This is a genomic window from Pseudomonas sp. PDM01, from assembly GCF_014852325.1.
Lineage (GTDB): Bacteria > Pseudomonadota > Gammaproteobacteria > Pseudomonadales > Pseudomonadaceae > Aquipseudomonas > Aquipseudomonas migulae.
In genome coordinates this window covers 407917-425581 of sequence record NZ_JACVBK010000006.1, presented here as the reverse complement: position 1 = coordinate 425581, position 17665 = coordinate 407917, and the positions used below count along the sequence as shown (strand labels likewise).

The 17665-nt window shown below is 60.8% G+C and carries 22 protein-coding genes and 1 pseudogene; 17 read left to right on the top strand and 6 right to left on the bottom strand.

Annotated elements, in window-relative coordinates; all coding sequences use genetic code 11:
* Positions 1–23: 23 nt before the first annotated feature.
* The 7 genes from IB246_RS17945 to IB246_RS17915 all read left to right on the top strand — a co-directional run bounded on the left by IB246_RS17945 (position 24) and on the right by IB246_RS17915 (position 5527).
* A complete protein-coding gene (locus IB246_RS17945) occupies positions 24–1154 on the top strand; it encodes a protein-glutamate methylesterase/protein-glutamine glutaminase (protein ID WP_008039820.1) in 1131 nt (376 codons plus the stop codon).
* Complete coding sequence (locus tag IB246_RS17940) at positions 1154–1894, top strand: flagellar motor protein (protein ID WP_008039834.1); 741 nt, start codon at positions 1154–1156, stop codon at positions 1892–1894. Before IB246_RS17945 ends, IB246_RS17940 begins: the two co-directional genes overlap by 1 nt.
* 15 nt (positions 1895–1909) lie before the next feature.
* Complete coding sequence (gene motD / locus IB246_RS17935; protein WP_008024618.1) at positions 1910–2800, top strand: flagellar motor protein MotD; 891 nt, start codon at positions 1910–1912, stop codon at positions 2798–2800.
* A 39-nt stretch (positions 2801–2839) separates the two neighbouring features.
* Positions 2840–3628 carry a ParA family protein gene (locus tag IB246_RS17930; protein ID WP_008039835.1) on the top strand — a complete coding sequence of 263 codons (789 nt, stop codon included), beginning with the start codon at positions 2840–2842 and terminating at the stop codon, positions 3626–3628.
* A 1-nt stretch (position 3629) separates the two neighbouring features.
* Positions 3630–4574, top strand: coding sequence for a CheW domain-containing protein (locus IB246_RS17925; protein ID WP_008039836.1), 945 nt, complete (start codon positions 3630–3632; stop codon positions 4572–4574).
* A 74-nt stretch (positions 4575–4648) separates the two neighbouring features.
* Positions 4649–5134: a chemotaxis protein CheW gene (locus IB246_RS17920; RefSeq protein ID WP_008024622.1), complete on the top strand. Its 486-nt coding sequence runs from the start codon at positions 4649–4651 to the stop codon at positions 5132–5134.
* Positions 5135–5527 (top strand): DUF2802 domain-containing protein, encoded by a 393-nt coding sequence (locus IB246_RS17915; RefSeq protein WP_008039837.1) that lies wholly within the window; start codon positions 5135–5137, stop codon positions 5525–5527. It begins immediately after the preceding gene.
* Between the two features lie 421 nt (positions 5528–5948).
* Here the strand turns inward: IB246_RS17915 and IB246_RS17910 are convergent, their stop codons facing one another.
* Together IB246_RS17910 and IB246_RS17905 are read right to left on the bottom strand one after the other, a co-directional pair.
* Positions 5949–6278: an EscU/YscU/HrcU family type III secretion system export apparatus switch protein gene (locus IB246_RS17910; RefSeq protein WP_008026830.1), complete on the bottom strand. Its 330-nt coding sequence runs from the start codon at positions 6276–6278 to the stop codon at positions 5949–5951.
* On the bottom strand, positions 6275–7849 hold the full coding sequence (locus IB246_RS17905; RefSeq protein WP_008039838.1) for a flagellar hook-length control protein FliK: 1575 nt from the start codon (positions 7847–7849) through the stop codon (positions 6275–6277). The genes IB246_RS17910 and IB246_RS17905 overlap by 4 nt, the downstream gene beginning before the upstream one ends.
* Before the next feature lie 196 nt (positions 7850–8045).
* Here IB246_RS17905 and ccmA point away from each other — a divergent pair, with 196 nt between their 5' ends.
* The 10 genes from ccmA to IB246_RS17855 all read left to right on the top strand — a co-directional run bounded on the left by ccmA (position 8046) and on the right by IB246_RS17855 (position 15414).
* On the top strand, positions 8046–8681 hold the full coding sequence (gene ccmA, locus IB246_RS17900; protein ID WP_008026825.1) for a cytochrome c biogenesis heme-transporting ATPase CcmA: 636 nt from the start codon (positions 8046–8048) through the stop codon (positions 8679–8681).
* Complete coding sequence (gene ccmB, locus IB246_RS17895) at positions 8678–9346, top strand: heme exporter protein CcmB (protein ID WP_008026823.1); 669 nt, start codon at positions 8678–8680, stop codon at positions 9344–9346. The genes ccmA and ccmB overlap by 4 nt, the downstream gene beginning before the upstream one ends.
* 78 nt (positions 9347–9424) lie before the next feature.
* Positions 9425–10180 (top strand): heme ABC transporter permease, encoded by a 756-nt coding sequence (locus tag IB246_RS17890; RefSeq protein ID WP_008026821.1) that lies wholly within the window; start codon positions 9425–9427, stop codon positions 10178–10180.
* On the top strand, positions 10177–10353 hold the full coding sequence (ccmD, locus tag IB246_RS17885; RefSeq protein ID WP_008026820.1) for a heme exporter protein CcmD: 177 nt from the start codon (positions 10177–10179) through the stop codon (positions 10351–10353). Before IB246_RS17890 ends, ccmD begins: the two co-directional genes overlap by 4 nt.
* Positions 10350–10805 (top strand): cytochrome c maturation protein CcmE, encoded by a 456-nt coding sequence (ccmE, locus tag IB246_RS17880; protein WP_008026817.1) that lies wholly within the window; start codon positions 10350–10352, stop codon positions 10803–10805. The genes ccmD and ccmE overlap by 4 nt, the downstream gene beginning before the upstream one ends.
* Positions 10806–10808: 3 nt before the next feature.
* Positions 10809–12797 (top strand): heme lyase CcmF/NrfE family subunit, encoded by a 1989-nt coding sequence (locus IB246_RS17875; RefSeq protein ID WP_008039839.1) that lies wholly within the window; start codon positions 10809–10811, stop codon positions 12795–12797.
* Positions 12794–13330, top strand: coding sequence for a DsbE family thiol:disulfide interchange protein (locus tag IB246_RS17870; protein ID WP_008039840.1), 537 nt, complete (start codon positions 12794–12796; stop codon positions 13328–13330). Before IB246_RS17875 ends, IB246_RS17870 begins: the two co-directional genes overlap by 4 nt.
* Positions 13327–13800, top strand: coding sequence for a cytochrome c-type biogenesis protein (locus IB246_RS17865; protein WP_008026812.1), 474 nt, complete (start codon positions 13327–13329; stop codon positions 13798–13800). Before IB246_RS17870 ends, IB246_RS17865 begins: the two co-directional genes overlap by 4 nt.
* Positions 13793–14995, top strand: coding sequence for a c-type cytochrome biogenesis protein CcmI (ccmI, locus tag IB246_RS17860; RefSeq protein ID WP_008039841.1), 1203 nt, complete (start codon positions 13793–13795; stop codon positions 14993–14995). Before IB246_RS17865 ends, ccmI begins: the two co-directional genes overlap by 8 nt.
* A 14-nt stretch (positions 14996–15009) precedes the next feature.
* Positions 15010–15414 (top strand): hypothetical protein, encoded by a 405-nt coding sequence (locus tag IB246_RS17855; RefSeq protein WP_008039842.1) that lies wholly within the window; start codon positions 15010–15012, stop codon positions 15412–15414.
* A 56-nt stretch (positions 15415–15470) separates the two neighbouring features.
* Here the strand turns inward: IB246_RS17855 and IB246_RS17850 are convergent, their stop codons facing one another.
* From IB246_RS17850 to IB246_RS17835, 4 genes and pseudogenes are all read right to left on the bottom strand, one after another.
* Positions 15471–16046 (bottom strand): PIN domain-containing protein, encoded by a 576-nt coding sequence (locus IB246_RS17850; protein WP_032832516.1) that lies wholly within the window; start codon positions 16044–16046, stop codon positions 15471–15473.
* The gene (locus IB246_RS17845) at positions 16043–16510 is read right to left on the bottom strand and encodes a helix-turn-helix domain-containing protein (protein ID WP_008026802.1); all 468 of its coding nucleotides are present in this window, start codon (positions 16508–16510) and stop codon (positions 16043–16045) included. The genes IB246_RS17850 and IB246_RS17845 overlap by 4 nt, the downstream gene beginning before the upstream one ends.
* A gap of 81 nt (positions 16511–16591) precedes the next feature.
* A pseudogene (locus tag IB246_RS17840) lies at positions 16592–16861 on the bottom strand (LysR substrate-binding domain-containing protein); the annotation flags it as partial.
* 39 nt (positions 16862–16900) lie between these two features.
* Positions 16901–17620: an SDR family oxidoreductase gene (locus IB246_RS17835; RefSeq protein WP_008039857.1), complete on the bottom strand. Its 720-nt coding sequence runs from the start codon at positions 17618–17620 to the stop codon at positions 16901–16903.
* Positions 17621–17665: the final 45 nt, after the last annotated feature.

Here is a 17665-nt window from a genome sequence, read left to right as displayed (position 1 = left end):
CGCCCCCGCCTAACGGAGTGTTTATGGTAGTCAAAGTCCTGGTGGTGGACGATTCGGGGTTTTTCCGCCGCCGCGTCTCGGAAATTCTTTCAGCGGATTCGAATATCCAGGTCGTCGGTACGGCGACCAACGGAAAAGAGGCGATCGATCAGGCCCTGGCCCTCAAGCCGGACGTGATCACCATGGACTACGAGATGCCGATGATGGATGGCATCACGGCAGTGCGGCACATCATGCAGCGCTGCCCGACCCCGGTGTTGATGTTCTCCTCGCTGACGCACGAAGGCGCCCGGGTCACCCTGGACGCGCTGGATGCCGGCGCGGTGGATTTCCTGCCGAAGAATTTCGAAGACATCTCGCGCAATCCCGAGAAGGTCAAGCAACTGCTGTGCGAGAAGATTCTCAGCATCTCGCGCAGTAACCGTCGTGTCAGCGCCTACAGCGCGCCGGCACCGGTCGCTGCACCCGCGCCGACACCTGCGCCTTCCAGCATCGGCAGTTATGGCAGCAGCGCACCTGCTCGTCCGGCACCGGCACCGACCCCGGCTCGCACATTCGCAGCCAGCCCATCGTCGCCAGCGCCGAAACGCAAAGCCTACAAACTGGTTGCCATCGGTACGTCCACGGGCGGCCCGGTTGCCCTGCAACGGGTTCTGACCCAGCTGCCGGCCAATTTCCCGGCCCCGATCGTGTTGATCCAGCACATGCCGGCCGCCTTCACCAAGGCGTTCGCCGAGCGCCTGGACAAGCTCTGCCGCATCAGCGTCAAGGAAGCCGAGGATGGCGACATCCTGCGTCCGGGCCTGGCGCTGCTGGCGCCGGGTGGCAAGCAAATGATGATCGACGGCCGTGGCGCGGTGAAAATCCTGCCGGGCGACGAACGTCTGAACTACAAGCCGTGCGTGGACATTACGTTCGGTTCGGCTGCCAAGTCCTACGGTGACAAAGTTCTGGCGGTGGTACTGACCGGCATGGGCGCCGACGGTCGTGAAGGCGCGCGCCTGCTCAAGCAGGGCGGCAGCTCGATCTGGGCTCAGGATGAAGCCAGCTGCGTGATCTACGGCATGCCGATGGCCATCGTCAAAGCCGAACTCGCCGATGCGGTGTACGGTCTCGACGACATTGGCAAGCACCTGGTCGAGGCGTGCATCTGATGGACGTACTCAGCCTTATCGGGATCATCATGGCGTTCGTCGCCATCATCGGTGGCAACTTCCTTGAAGGCGGCCATCTCGGCGCGCTGGCCAACGGTCCGGCAGCGTTGATCGTGCTCGGCGGGACCGTCGGCGCGGCGCTGCTGCAATCGCCGATGAGCGCGTTCAAGCGCGCCATGCAGATTGTTGGCTGGATCCTGTTCCCGCCGCGCGTGGACCTGGCCGGCGGTGTTGACCGCGTGGTGAACTGGAGCCTGACCGCCCGCAAGGAAGGTCTGCTCGGTCTGGAAGGTATCGCCGACGCCGAGCCTGACGCCTACTCGCGCAAAGGCCTGCAACTGTTGGTGGACGGCGCTGAGCCGGAAGCGATTCGCAGCATTCTGGAAGTGGATTTCTACACACAGGAAAGCCGCGACATCGAAGCCGCCAAAGTCTTCGAAAGCATGGGCGGCTACGCGCCGACCATCGGCATCATCGGTGCGGTGATGGGCCTGATCCACGTCATGGGCAACCTGGCCGATCCGTCGCAACTGGGCAGCGGCATCGCCGTGGCCTTCGTCGCCACCATCTACGGCGTCGCCAGTGCCAACCTGGTGCTGTTGCCGATTGCCGCCAAACTCAAATCCGTTGCAATGCGTCAGTCGCGTTATCGCGAAATGTTGCTGGAAGGCATCCTGTCGATCGCCGAAGGTGAAAACCCTCGCTCTATTGAGTTGAAGCTTCAGGGCTTCATGGATTGATGGGAGACATGGACTATGGCACGCCGTCGACAACCTGAAGAACATGTAAACCATGAACGCTGGCTCGTTTCCTATGCCGACTTCATTACGTTGCTGTTCGCCTTTTTCGTGGTGATGTACTCGATCTCTTCGATCAACGAAGGCAAGTACAAGATCATCTCGCAAGCGTTGATCGGCGTGTTCACCGATTCGGATCGTTCGCTCCAGCCGATCCCCATCGGTGAAGAGCGTCCGAAAACCGTGACCCCGGCCAAGCCGCTGGTCAAGGACAGCGAACAGGTCGACGCCGGCATCGCCGGTGCCAGCGATCCGCTGAAAAGCATTGCCGATGACATCAGCGCCGCGTTCGGCGACTTGATCAGCTCCAACCAGATGACCGTTCGCGGCAACGAGCTGTGGGTCGAGATCGAACTCAATTCCAGCCTGTTGTTCGGCAGCGGCGATGCCATGCCCAGCGACATGGCATTCAACATCATCGATAAAGTCGCAGTGATCCTGAGGCCGTTCGACAACCCGATTCACGTCGAAGGTTTCACCGACGATCAACCGATCCGCACCGCGCAATACCCGACCAACTGGGAGCTGTCCTCGGCCCGTTCGGCGAGCATCGTGCGGATGCTGGCGATGCAGGGGGTAAATCCTGGTCGTTTGGCGTCGGTGGGTTACGGCGAATTCCAGCCGGTGGCCAACAACGCGACCGCCGAAGGCCGTGCGCGCAACCGTCGTGTGGTGTTGGTGGTGTCACGAAATCTTGATGTCCGTCGCAGCCTTACCGGCACCGGAACCGCTCATGCGCAACCGGATGCCGCGTTGAAGCGTGCTGGCACACAAACTGCACCTGCACCAGTCAAGTCGCCGGGACGAGAGAGCGCCGTCAATTCTCCGTCACCCGCATTAACACGTTGAGCTATTTCCCGGTCGAATCGACCGGGAGGAACAATCCGAATGAGAGTCTGGGCCGTTGCCAATCAAAAGGGTGGTGTTGGTAAAACCACTTCCTCTATCGCTTTAGCCGGGTTGCTGGCTGAGGCGGGCAAGCGCGTGGTCGTGGTCGATCTCGATCCCCACGGCTCGATGACCAGCTACTTCGGTTACGACCCCGACAGCCTGGAACACAGCAGCTACGACCTGTTCCTGCACCGGGGCAGCGTGCCGCAAGGCTTGCCCGGTCAATTGCTGTTGCCCACCAGTCACGCGAGTATTTCCCTGTTGCCGTCCAGCACCGCGCTGGCGACGCTTGAGCGCCAGTCGCCGGGGCAGAGTGGTTTGGGGCTGGTGATTGCCAAGAGCCTGGCGCAATTGTGGCAGGACTTCGATTACGCGGTGATCGACAGCCCGCCGTTGCTCGGCGTGCTGATGGTCAATGCCTTGGCGGCCAGTCAGCAATTGGTGATTCCGGTGCAGACCGAGCACCTGGCGGTCAAAGGCCTGGAGCGCATGGTCAATACGCTGGCGATGATCAACCGTTCGCGTAAGCAGCCATTGGCATTCAACATCGTGCCGACCCTGTTCGACCGGCGCACGCAGGCGTCGCTCGGGACCTTGCGGGTGTTGCGCGACAAGTATCCGGAAGAAATCTGGCAAGGCTACATCCCGGTCGATACGCGTTTGCGCGACGCCAGCCGTGCCGGCGTGACGCCTTCGCAATTCGACGGCAAGAGCCGCGGCGTGCTGGCCTATCGCGCGCTGCTCAAGCACTTGCTGACGCAGCAATCCGTTGCGCAGGTGGCGTGAGATGAATCGCCCGGTAAAAATCACTTCCCGTCCGCAACTTGCGCTCCAGTCCTATCTGGACAGCTTGTTGATGGACGCAACCGAAGAGTTGCCGCCGGAAATCGAAGCGATTCCCGAGGTGGTCGAGGTTGAAGCGGCGCTGGACGAATTCCAGGCCGCGGTGCTTGAAGAGCAGGCGCGCGATGCGCAGAAGCCGGCCGAGAAACCGCCAGCCGTTGCCGCGCCGGTCACCGCACCTGTGGTGAAAGCCCCGGTGGCGCTGATGGAGGCGCCGGTCCCGGCCCTGGCGCCGGTATCTACCATCGCACCGCTGCTGCAAGCGCTGGTTCCGCCGACCGCTCCGCTGCTACAAGAGCTGGTCCCGCCGACCGCACCGCAGTTGCAAGCGCTCGTGCCGCCGATCGTCGAAGTCCATCTGCCGCCGAGCAACACGCCGCCGCCAGTGGAAACCAACGGCCGTCCTGCGTGGGCCGCCGAGCCGTTCGAATGCCTGTTGTTCGATGTCGCCGGGTTGACCCTGGCGGTGCCGCTGGTGTGCCTCGGCTCGATTTATTCCCTGGCCGGTCAGGAACTGACACCGCTGTTCGGTCAGCCGGAATGGTTCCTCGGAATCCTGCCGAGCCAGGCCGGCAACCTGAAAGTGCTCGATACCGCCCGTTGGGTCATGCCCGACCGCTATCGCGATGACTTCCGTCAGGGCCTGCAATACGTTATTTCGGTTCAGGGCTACGAGTGGGGGCTTGCAGTGCATCAGGTCAGCCGCTCGTTGCGCCTGGACCCGAACGAAATCAAATGGCGCACCCACCGGGGTCAACGGCCATGGCTGGCGGGCACGGTGATTGAACACATGTGTGCGTTGCTCGACGTTTCCGAACTGGCCGAGCTGATCGCCAGCGGTGGGGCGAAGCACATGGGCGGCGGCAAGCCGTCTCACAAACCGACATAAAAAACACGCGGGGCAAGTGACTTGCCATCGCACTGAACACACACCGCTAGGGCGGTTTTTCGAGGGGTCAGGGTATGAATGATAAGGCGTCGTCTGCAAAAGGTTCCGAAGATCCGATCCTGCAATGGGTAACCTTCAAGCTGGACAATGAAACCTACGGCATCAACGTGATGCGCGTTCAGGAAGTCCTGCGTTACACCGAAATCGCCCCGGTCCCGGGTGCCCCGAGCTACGTGCTGGGCATCATCAACCTGCGCGGCAATGTGGTTACCGTAATCGACACCCGTCAGCGCTTCGGCCTGATGAATGCCGAGATCAGCGACAACACCCGGATTGTCATCATCGAAGCCGACAAGCAAGTGGTCGGGATCATGGTCGACAGCGTGGCTGAAGTGGTTTACCTGCGTCAGTCGGAAATCGAAACCGCGCCGAACGTGGGTAACGAAGAGTCCGCCAAGTTCATTCAAGGCGTGTGCAACAAGAACAACGAATTGCTGATCCTGGTCGAGCTGGACAAGATGATGAGCGAAGAAGAATGGTCGGAACTGGAGAGTATCTGATTGATTCTTGAGGTTGCGGTCATTGTCCTGTTCCTCTTCTGGGCAGGCACGCTGGCAATGTTTCTGGCGTACATTCGCGGTCAGCGGCGGATCGCTGCGCAACAGGCCGAGGGCGATGCGCTGCGCGATCAGCGCATCAAGGACCTGGGCAAACGCGTTGACAACTACCAGAACGGCAGCGTGCGCATGGGGGAAGACCTGCACGAGCTGCGCGCGGTGGTCGGGCCGTTGCCGGACAAGCTGGCTCAGCTTGAACAGCGCGACCCGTCGAGCCTGTCGTTTGCCCAGGCAGCGCGCCTGGTCGGAATGGGCGCGAGCGTCGATGAACTGACTCAGTCCTGCGGCTTGACCCAGGCTGAGGCGGAGTTGATGAGCAAGCTGCACAAGAACTGACATAGCTTTTGTAGGAGCCGGCTTGCTGGCGATGGTGGCCAAAAAGGGCGCTGCAAGACTCAAGGCCGCTTCGCCGGCAAGCCGGCTCCTACAGAGTTTGGTGTGTTCCCGGATTTTTCACACGACGGCGCACTTGTAGGAGCTGGCTTGCCAGCGATGGCGTCCGAAAGGGCGGTGCAAGCCTCAGGGCCGCCTCGCCAGCAAGCCGGCTCCTACAGGTCAGTGGTGTTCACAGGTTCGTGCTACACCACAAAAAACTGTAGGAGCTGGCTTGCCAGCGATGGCGTCCGAAAGGGCGGTGCAAGCCTCAGGGCCACCTCGCCAGCAAGCCGGCTCCTACAGGTCAGTGGTGTTCACAGGTTCGTGCTACACCACAAAAAACTGTAGGAGCTGGCTTGCCAGCGATGGCGTCTTTGAAACCTCAGTAATCATCCCCGCGATCGGTGATGTCCTTCTCGATCATCGGCGCACTCGGGTCATGTCCCGCCGGAAACTTGCCTTTCAGATTCCAGGCAAACGCAATGATCTCGGCGATCGTGCGATACAACTCCTCCGGAATACTGTCCCCAAGCTCCATCCTCGCGAGCAATTTCACCAGCTCGGCGTTTTCGTAGATCGGTACTTCATAATCGCGGGCAATCTTGAGGATTTCTTCCGCCAGTTCCTCGTCGCCCTTGGCCGTGAGGGTAGGGGCGTGGGTACCGTCGTACTTGAGGGCGATGGCCTGGCGTGGAGTATCGGGATTTCTCATGCGGTTTCGTCGACCCAGCGTTGTTCCAGACGGGTTTGAGGACCTTGCGGCGGTGTGCCAAGGTGGCAATCGAGATCGCCGACATTCAGGCCAGATGCCAGCAAGCGTTCGCGCAGCCCGACAAGATTGCTCTCGATCAGACTCGCGGTGTACGGCCGCTCGGCCCACAGCTGGCTGGACAGACTGCCGTTGATCAACTGCGCCTGAATCTGCAACGGCCCCAACGGCTCCATGTCGAACGCCAACTCGACGCGCCACAGTTGTTGCTTGGGCTCGCGTTCGTCACGGCGTTCATTGGGTTGTTCTTTCTCCGGTGCTTCCTCGCGCTGGAACTTGACCTGCAACGGCACGATGTCTTGCATATTGCGCATCGGGATTTCCAGCTGCCAGGTGCTCATCAGCCGACCGTCGTCTGTGACGCCGGTTTGCTCCAGGCTCGACAGTTGATGGCTTTGCAGGCGTGAAACCGCCGCTGCCGCCAGACGCAGCAAGTGCTCCAGATCACCTTCGCCGTCCGCGCTCTGCAGGAAGCGTTCCGGCAGAGGAAAACTGGTCGGCTGCGGTTTGGCACTGACCTGCCCGAGCATGCCCAGGGCGCTACGCACAAAGCTAGGCATGGTCTGGGCCAGCGTGTTGGCAGCGATGATCGCATTGAGGTTGGTGTTGGCCGGCAACCCCGGTGTCAGTTGCGCGATCAACTTCAGCAAATCACCTTTCATGTCCGGTGCCAGCGTCGGATTCGTCCCGGCGAGCAGTTTCGCTTCAAGGAACAGCCCGCTATTGGCCAGCGCCTGGGCCAGGCCTTTTGGCGTGCTGAGTTGCTGCACGTCCGGCAGGCCGGCGAGCAACTTGTCCACGGCGGCCCGCAGGTCGCTGGACGTCTGATTCGAGACTGGCAGGTTTTGCAGCAGTTTCAGTAATCCGTCCAGCGAGCCCTGGCGGCTCTGTTGGCTGACCAGTTGTTGGGTGACGGCCAGTTGTTCCTGGCGGCTGCTCAGCGGGACGAATTTCAGGGTCTGGGTGTCTTGCACCAGCGCGCTCAGCAAAGTGCCGATGCGTAGCGGCGTCGGGCTGTCGATGTTCAGGGTGCTGCCGCTCAGCGCCGTATTGAGCAAGCTCACCATCGAACGAAACACCGTCGGCTGGCCCGGCACTTGCGGCAGCACCTGGGAGGTCAGCACTTTGCCTTGCAGCAGGGTGCCCACCGGCAGTTGTGTGGTGTCGATGCGGGTGAGGGTGGCGACGCTGGAGGCAATGGCTTGTTGCACCGTCACGGCGAGGTTGCCGGCCGATGGCTGGGTAATTGCCAGGTTCGTGCCCTGTGGCAACGGTTGGCTGCTGGTGGCCTGAACCGTGGTCTGACGGCCGTTTTCAAGGGTGACCTTGAGCAGCAGTTGAAAGGACTGATCCGCCTGCTTCAGCGACAGCACTTCGGCTTTGGCGGTCTGCCCGACGGTAATCAGGCCCTCCATCGGCGTCAGCAGCTTGAGCAGTTCGCCACTCACCACCTGCGGGCGCGACGTCGCGGGCGTGGTCGGTGGTAGCGGGAGGATGTTCATTTCGCCTGTCATACGCGGTCACAACCTGAGGAAATTGCCCTCTTTAGAGTGGGGCATGGCATGTATAATGCCGCCCGTCTTTCACAGAGTGGCGAAAACATTGCATTTGTTTGACGCAGCTCTCTAGAACAGGCCGCCAATGCATCTATGCTGCATCTCTTTAGCGGCCGTTCCGCCGCCGACTTGAACCGTAAAGGCCCGTGATCTCTTGACCAGTCCTGTCCTGCAAACCGTTGCCCTTGCTTGTGAGCGAGACCTTCGACTGCTCTTCGAAAATCTCGAATTGAGACTGGCCAGTGGCGAAATGTTGCAAATCAGCGGCCCCAACGGCAGTGGCAAAACCAGCCTTTTGCGTTTGCTTTCGGGCCTGATGCAACCGACCGCCGGTCAAGTGCTGCTCAATGGCCAGCCGCTGAACGAACAACGCAGCGAACTGGCGCGCAATCTGCTGTGGATCGGTCATGCCGCGGGCATCAAGGATCTGCTGACCCCCGAAGAAAACCTCAGCTGGCTCTGCGCGCTGCATCAACCGGCCTCCCATGAAGCCATTTGGGCAGCGCTTGCTGCTGTCGGACTGCGCGGTTTCGAAGATGTTCCGTGCCACACCCTGTCCGCCGGTCAGCAACGCCGCGTGGCCCTGGCACGGTTGTATCTGGACAGCCCGCCGCTGTGGATCCTCGACGAGCCGTTCACTGCGCTCGACAAGCAAGGCGTGGCGCAACTCGAAGAACACCTGGCCGCGCACTGTGAGCGTGGCGGCATGGTGGTACTGACCACGCACCACACGCTGAGTCGAATGCCGACCGGCTATCGCGACATTGATCTGGGGAATTGGGCCGTATGAGTGTTTTCGGCCTGTTGGTCGCCCGTGAGGCTCGCTTGTTGTTCCGCCGTCCGGCGGAATTGGCCAATCCGTTGGTGTTCTTCGCGATCGTGGTTTCGCTGTTCCCGTTGGCGGTCGGTCCCGAGTCTCAATTGTTGCAAACCTTGTCTCCGGGACTGGTCTGGGTGGCAGCCCTTTTATCGGTTTTGCTCTCGCTGGACGGGCTTTTCCGCAGTGATTTCGAAGACGGTTCCCTTGAGCAGTGGGTCCTTTCGCCGCACCCCCTGCCTCTTCTGGTTTTGGCCAAGGTACTGGCACACTGGGCCTTCTCTGGTCTGGCACTGGTTTTGCTCGCTCCACTGCTGGCGTTGATGCTCGGTTTACCCACCGCCTGTCTGCCCGTGTTGCTGCTTTCCCTGTTGCTGGGTACACCGGTGCTGAGCCTGCTCGGTGCGGTGGGCGCGGCCCTGACGGTAGGCTTGAAGCGGGGCGGCTTGTTGCTGGCGCTGCTGATTCTGCCGTTGTACATCCCGGTGTTGATTCTCGGCAGTGGCGCCTTGCAGGCGGCATTGCAGGGCATGCCGGCGATCGGTTATCTCCTGTGGCTTGGTAGCCTGACCGCCCTGGCGATAACCCTGACACCTTTTGCAATAGCTGCTGGCCTGAAGATCAGCGTCGGCGAATAATGAGGTCTGGTTAAATTTTAACCAGTAAAGACCCTAGGCTGCTTGTGATAACGAGCAGCAACCGTGATGGAAACAGTAATGAACTGGACCTGGTTTCATAAGCTCGGCTCACCCAAATGGTTTTATGGCATCAGCGGCAAACTGCTGCCGTGGCTGAGCATCGGAGCGTTGCTGCTGATCAGCATTGGTGTCGTTTGGGGCCTGGCCTTCGCGCCGCCGGACTACCAGCAAGGCAACAGCTTTCGCATCATCTATATTCACGTTCCCGCCGCCATGCTGGCGCAGTCGGTCTACGTGATGCTGGCGGTGTGCGGCATCGTCGGGCTGGTGTGGAAAATGAAACTGGCCGACGTCGCCCTGCAATGCGCGGCGCCCATCGGTGCCTGGATGACCGCCGTGGCGCTGGTCACCGGCGCGATCTGGGGCAAGCCGACCTGGGGTTCGTGGTGGGTCTGGGATGCACGACTTACGTCCATGTTGATTCTGCTGTTTCTGTACTTCGGTCTCATTGCGCTGGGCAACGCCATCAGCAATCGTGACAGCGCGGCCAAGGCCTGCGCGGTGCTGGCGATTGTCGGCGTGATCAACATCCCGATCATCAAATACTCGGTGGAGTGGTGGAACACCCTGCACCAGGGCGCGACCTTCACCCTCACCGAAAAACCGGCGATGCCGGTCGAAATGTGGCTGCCATTGCTGCTGACGGTGCTGGGTTTCTACTGTTTCTTCGGCGCGGTCTTGCTGCTGCGCATGCGCCTTGAAGTGCTCAAGCGCGAGGCCCGCGCCAGTTGGGTGAAAGCCGAAGTGCAGAACAGCCTGGAGGCCGCTCGATGACTTTTGCTTCATTTGGCGACTTCCTCGCCATGGGCCATCACGGCCTGTATGTCTGGTCAGCCTACGGCATCAGCCTGGCAGTGCTGGCCCTCAACGTGGCGGCGCCGATCCTGGCCCGCAAGCGGTATCTGCAACAAGAGGCGCGTCGTCTGCGCCGGGAGAACGGCAAGTGAATCCGCTGCGCAAAAAGCGTCTTATCATCATTCTCGCGATCCTGGTCGGTGTCGGCGCTGCCGTCGGTCTGGCCCTGAGCGCCCTGCAGCAGAACATCAATCTGTTTTACACCCCGACGCAAATCGCCAACGGCGAAGCGCCGCAAGACACGCGTATCCGTGCGGGCGGCATGGTCGAGAAGGGGTCGCTGCAACGCTCCGGCGATTCGCTGGACGTGAAATTCATCGTTACCGACTTCAACAAGTCCGTGACCATCAGTTACCGCGGCATCCTCCCGGACCTGTTCCGCGAAGGGCAGGGCATCGTTGCGCTGGGCAAATTGAACGCCGATGGCGTGGTGGTGGCTGACGAAGTGCTGGCCAAGCACGATGAGAAATACATGCCGCCGGAAGTGACCAAGGCTTTGAAAGACAGTGGTCAATCTGCTCCAACGCCCGCGAAGGAGGGTTGATCGATGACGTCTGGAATCTTTATTCCTGAACTCGGCCATCTGGCCATGATTCTGGCGCTGTGTTTCGCGCTGGTTCAGGCGGTGGTGCCGTTGCTCGGTGCCTGGCGCGGTGATCGTTTGTGGATGAGCCTGGCCCAGCCGGCCGCCTGGGGGCAGTTCGCGTTTCTGCTGTTCGCTTTCGGTTGCCTGACCTATGCGTTCATGGCCGACGACTTCTCCGTCGCCTACGTCGCCAGCAACTCCAACAGCGCCTTGCCGTGGTACTACAAGTTCAGTGCAGTGTGGGGCGCGCATGAGGGTTCGTTGCTGTTGTGGGCATTGATCCTCGGCGGCTGGACCTTCGCCGTGTCGGTGTTCTCCCGGCAGTTGCCGCAAGTCATGCTGGCGCGGGTGCTGGCGGTGATGGGCATGATCAGCACCGGTTTCCTGCTGTTCCTGATCCTCACCTCCAACCCGTTCGCACGGATCCTGCCGCAGATTCCGGCGGACGGTCGTGACCTCAACCCGCTGCTGCAAGACATCGGCCTGATCGTTCACCCGCCGATGCTGTACATGGGCTACGTCGGTTTCTCCGTGGCCTTCGCGTTCGCCATCGCGGCATTGCTCGGCGGTCGACTCGATGCAGCGTGGGCGCGTTGGTCGCGTCCATGGACCATCGTCGCCTGGGCCTTCCTCGGCATCGGCATCACCCTCGGTTCGTGGTGGGCTTACTACGAACTCGGCTGGGGCGGCTGGTGGTTCTGGGACCCGGTGGAAAACGCCTCCTTCATGCCTTGGCTGGTGGGCACTGCGTTGATCCACTCGTTGGCGGTCACGGAAAAACGTGGCGTGTTCAAGAGCTGGACCGTGTTGCTGGCCATCGCTGCGTTCTCGTTGAGCTTGCTGGGTACGTTCCTGGTGCGTTCTGGCGTGCTGACCTCGGTTCACGCCTTTGCCTCCGATCCCGAGCGCGGCGTGTTCATCCTGATTTTCCTGCTGTTCGTGGTGGGCGGCTCGCTGACGCTGTTTGCCCTGCGCGCGCCGGTGGTGAAGAGCCATGTCGGCTTCAACCTCTGGTCTCGTGAAACCTTGCTGCTGGGCAACAACCTGGTGCTGGTGGTAGCGGCGTCGATGATCCTGCTCGGCACCTTGTACCCGCTGATTCTCGATGCAATGACCGGCGCCAAGCTGTCGGTCGGCCCGCCGTACTTCAACGCGCTGTTCATTCCGTTGATGGCTTTGCTGATGGTGGTGATGGCAGTTGGCATGCTGGTGCGCTGGAAAGACACTCCGGTCAAATGGCTGATGAGCATGCTGACCCCGGTGTTGCTCGGCAGCGCCGCGCTGGCCATGGTGGCTGGCGTCGCTTATGGCGATTTCAACTGGGCCGTGATCGCGACTTTCATGCTGGCCGCCTGGGTGTTGCTGGCCGGTATCCGCGACATCTTCGACAAGACCCGCCACAAAGGCCTGATCAAAGGCCTGCCGACCCTGACTCGCAGCTATTGGGGCATGCAGCTAGCGCATTTGGGTATCGCCGTGTGCGCGCTCGGTGTTGTGCTGTCGAGCCAGAACAGCGCCGAACGTGACCTGCGCCTGGCACCGGGCGAGTCCATGGACCTGGGTGGTTATCAGTTCGTGTTCGAAGGCGCCAAGCACTTTGAAGGCCCGAACTTCACCTCCGACAAAGGCACCGTACGGGTGATCCGCGACGGCAAGGAAATCAGCGTATTGCACCCGGAAAAACGCCTGTACACCGTGCAGAACTCGGTGATGACCGAAGCCGGGATCGACGCCGGGTTCACCCGCGACCTCTATGTCGCACTCGGCGAACCGCTGGGGGATGGCGCCTGGGCCGTGCGCGTGCACGTCAAACCGTTCGTGCGCTGGATCTGGTTTGGCGGTCTGCTGACCGGTTTGGGCGGGCTGTTGGCGGCGCTGGATCGTCGTTATCGGGTCAAGGTGAAAAGCCGCGTGCGTGAAGCATTGGGCATGACGGGAGCGACTGCATGAGACGTTGGTTGATGCTGTTGCCGCTGGCGGTTTTTCTGGTGGTGGCTGTTTTCCTTTATCGCGGGCTCTATCTGGACCCGGCCGAGCTGCCTTCGGCAATGATCGGCAAGCCGTTCCCGGAGTTTTCCCTGCCCGCGGTGCAGGGCGACAAGACCCTGACCAAGGCAGATATTCTCGGTAAACCGGCGCTGGTCAACGTGTGGGGCACCTGGTGCATTTCCTGCCGGGTCGAGCACCCGGTGTTGAACAAGCTGGCCGAGAAGGGCGTGGTGATCTACGGCATCAACTACAAGGACATCAATGCGGATGCCTTGAAGTGGCTGGTGGAGTTCCACAACCCCTATCAACTGGACATCCGTGACGACGAAGGCACGTTGGGCCTGAACCTCGGCGTATACGGCGCTCCGGAAACCTTCTTCATCGACGCCAAGGGCATCATCCGCGACAAATTCGTCGGCGTGATCGACGAGCAGGTCTGGCGCGAAAAACTGGCGGCCAAGTATCAGGCGCTGGTGGACGAGGCCAAGCCATGAAGCGCTGGATAGCTGCCGCTGTATTGGGCTTGAGCATGGCCGGCGTGGCGCACGCGGCCATCGACACCTATGAGTTCGCCAAAGAAGGTGATCGCGAGCGTTTTCGCGAGCTGACCAAAGAGCTTCGTTGCCCCAAGTGCCAGAATCAGGACATCGCCGATTCCAACGCACCGATCGCCGCCGACCTGCGCAAAGAGATTTTCCGCATGCTGGGCGAGGGCAAGGACAATCAGCAGATCATCGATTTCATGGTCGATCGCTACGGTGATTTCGTCCGCTACAAACCCGCACTCAACGCCAAGACTGCCTTGCTCTGGTTCGGCCCCGCCGGCCTGCTGTTGGGCGGTTTTGTGATCATCGCCGTGATCGTCCGCCGTCGTCGCGTCCAACGCGCTGATGCCAAGGATGAGCTTTCTGCCGAGGAGCGCGAGCGCCTCGATCAACTGTTGGATAAAACCAAGAATGATTGATTTCTGGCTCGCTGCAGGTCTGCTGCTTCTGGTTGCCCTGAGTTTTCTGCTGATTCCCGTTCTGCGTGGCCGCCGCGCCCAGCTGGAAGAGGATCGTACTGCCCTGAACGTCGCGCTGTATCAAGAGCGCGTGGCTGAGTTGCAAACCGAGCAGGAAGAGGGCGTGCTCAACGCTGCGCAACTGGAAACCGGCCGCGCCGAAGCTGCTCGTGAGTTGCTCGCCGACACCGAAGGCGCCGATGCACCGCGCGCGGCACGTCTGGGCAAACCGTTGCCATTGCTAGCGGCGATTCTGGTGCCGGTGTTGGGGCTTGGGCTCTACCTGCATTTCGGCGCGAGCGACAAGGTCGAACTGACCCGCGAATTCTCCCAGGCACCGCAGTCGATGGAAGAGATGACCCGCCGTCTGGAACGCGCCGTCGCCGCTCAACCGGATTCGGCCGAAGGCCTGTACTTCCTGGGTCGTACTTACATGGCGCAGGATCGTCCCGCCGACGCGGCGAAGATCTTCGAGCGCACGGTGAACCTGGCCGGTCGTCAGCCGGAACTGCTCGGCCAATGGGCGCAAGCCCAGTACTTCGCCGATGGCAAGAAGTGGTCGGACAAGGTTCAGGCCCTCACCGACGAAGCGCTGAAAGCCGATCCGAAGGAAGTCACCAGCCTTGGCCTGCTCGGTATCGCCGCGTTTGAAAGCGCGCATTATCAGGACGCCATCGATTACTGGAATCGCCTGTTGGTGCAACTGCCACCGGAAGACGGCTCCCGCGCTGCACTGCAAGGCGGTATTGCCCGGGCTACCGAGAAACTCGAAGCCAGCGGCGGCAAGGTTGCCCAGGCACCTGCGCCCAAGGTTGCGGCGCTGCTCAAGGTCAGCGTCGATCTGGCGCCAGAGCTCAAGGCCAAGGTTCAGCCGGGTGACAGCGTGTTCATTTTCGCCCGCGCCACCTCGGGGCCTCCAGCACCATTGGCCGCCAAACGCCTGACCGTGGCTGACTTGCCGGCGACCGTGGAACTGGGCGATGCCGACGCAATGATGCCGCAGTTGAAACTGTCGAACTTTCCTGAAGTCCAACTGGTTGCGCGAATCTCACGGGCCGGCCAACCGACTGCCGGCGAATGGATCGGTCGCAGCCAGCCTCTGGCCAGCAGCACCACCGCGGCGCAAAAACTGACCATCGACAGCCCAGACAAATAACAGGAACCACCGCCATGACCGCCATTGCTCGTATTACCCTGCTCAGTCTGGTTTTGGGGTTAAGCGCGTGTGCGGTCCAGCGCCCCGAGCCGACGTCGCTGCCACCGATCCCGCCGTCGCAGCCCCGCCCGACGCCGTCAACGACACCGACGCCAGGCAAGCCAAGTATTCCGGCCAAGCCCGCCAAACCGATGCCACGCACCTCGGCCAGCTTCGCACCGCCACCGGGCGGTAACAGCCATTGGGATCAGAAGCTCGGCGTATATGTGCTCGATGACCAGACCAACACCTTCTACCGCCAGCGCACGTACTACCGCTGGAACAACGGCTGGAGCCGCTCGATCAGCCCGAACGGGCCATGGGAAGACACGGACATCCATGGCGTGCCGGGTGGGTTGGGACGGCAATTCGGGCAGTAAATGGAAACGGCGATCTACGGATCGCCGTTTTGCTGTCTGGAGTCTGTGAAGGACGTTCAGAGAATGGCGCGGTACTCGGTCAATGCCTTGCTCGATTGAACCAGGCCCTGACGCAGCAGAAGTTCAAGGTAACTACTGACATCCATTGGCGGCAGCTTCAGCTGCTTGCGCTGCCGTTGTGCCGCCTCGATTACTGCCGCCGGATCGAGATCAAAAAGGTTATCGACGAACTCGTCAGGATGCTGAGCCTCAATACCGAAGGGGCTCAGGGCGGTGCAGGGGAAATCTTTCTGGTTGAAGGTGACGATGACGCTGGCATTACAGTGAATGGCAACAGCCAGGACGTGTCGATCATCGACGTCGGGTAGCGTCAATCCTTCAATAAGCTCTTCGTAACCGGACACGCAAGCGTCGGGTAATGCCTGATCCATCAGTTCGGACGTGCGGTTCAGTTGTCCTGTGGTCAGATCCGGACGGTTTTTGAGCAAATTGCGTTTCCATTCGTTGTGTATCTCCATTGTCCATTTCGCTCTAAAACGTCCGGAGAGTGCAAGCCACATCAAAAAATCTCTCAGGGGCGCGGGGTACAGCACACATGCGTCATATACAGCGGTAAAAGAGGAGTGCCTCACTCGTATCCTGTCCTTAACGCTTGTGCCTGCTCGGCGAGCAGCATCATTGCTTGCTCGCTGGCGGTATCGCGCCGGTTTTTATAGTCCATCAAATCGGCAAAGCGCACACGTCGGTGCTTGCCGGTTTTGTGGTAGGACAAGTCGCCGGATTCGAGCAGTTTGATCAGGTGCGGGCGTGAGACGTTAAGCAGATCAGCCGCTTCCTGCGTCGTCAGTTCAGCGTGAACCGGGACTACTTTGACAGCATTGCCCGCAGCGAGCGCTTCCAGGATATCGACTAGCAAACGAAGAGCCGAAGTGGGTAATTCGACGCTGTGAGCCTCATTCTGTTCGTCGAAAATCTGGATGCGCTGTGTTTCGAATTGAGTGGCAAGGTAGGCCGCCAATGCGCGCTGACCTTCAATAGCAGCCTGCACTTCGCGCTCCAGCGGGAGGTTTATCGTCGGATGGAGGGTGGGTGACATGATGGTTCCAGCCTTCTGAGTAAGCGAAGCTGGCAGGCTATTCGAAATAATCGAAAATCGCAATAAACGAAACAGGTGCTCTCAGACCCTTTTTACCAACAACCCCTGCACATACTCCACAAACGCCCGAGCCTTGGCGCTGGCCATCCGCCCGGTTGGAAACACCGCCCACAGCTCCTGAACCGGCAGCGTCCACTTCGTCATCACCTCCCTGACCACTCCGCTGGCCAGCTCCGGTGCAAACATCCATGCCGACGCCATGGTCAGCCCTTGATGGGCCAGCGCCGCTTCACGCAGACCTTGCGCGGCGCTGACACGAATCCTGCCGCTGACGGTGACGGTTTGTTCTTCAAGCAGCCGGACCGCTCCTACAGGGACCTGTGTTGTGGGTCAGAACGCCGCTTTGCCTATTGAAGAACCACCGTCTACAAACAGCGTCTGGCCGGTGATGAACCCGCTCTGTTCTGACAGCAAAAATGCAATCGCCGCGGCAATCTCTTGCGGTTGTCCCAGGCGCCCCATCGGCACACCGGCCAGATAACGCGCCTCGTCCTCGCTTCCCGGCGGGTTGTTGGCGCGGAACAGTTCCGTTTCCGTCGGTCCCGGTGCCACGGCGTTCACCGTCACGCCGGTTTGCGCCAGTTCCAGCGCCCAGGAGCGGGTGAAGCTGATCAACGCCGCTTTTGCCGCGGCATACGCCGTGCGCTGGGTAATCCCGAGCACCGTCAGGCTGGAAATGTTCACCACCCGACCCCAACCCTTGGCGCGCATGTTCGGCAGCAGCGCCTGGGTGGCCTGCAACGCTGAATGCAGGTTGACCCGCATTACGTCATCGAACGTATCGAGGTCGATTTCTCCCAACACTTGCGGGCGTACCAGGCCGACGTTGTTGACCAGCCCATCGAACTCGTAAGTCCCGGCCAGGTCCGCCAGCACTTCCTGAGTGAGTGCCCTGTCGCTCAAATCCAGCGGAAACAGGATGCCGGGAAAACTCAGGTCAGGCGTGCGGGCAATGCCGACCACCCGGTGTCCGGCGCGGTCCAGGTGTTCGGCCACCGCGCGGCCAATACCTTTGCTGGCGCCGGTGATGAGAAAAGTACGTCGGGTCATTGCACACTCCTTGAACAAAACATGCCGCAGGTCAGGCGGCATTTG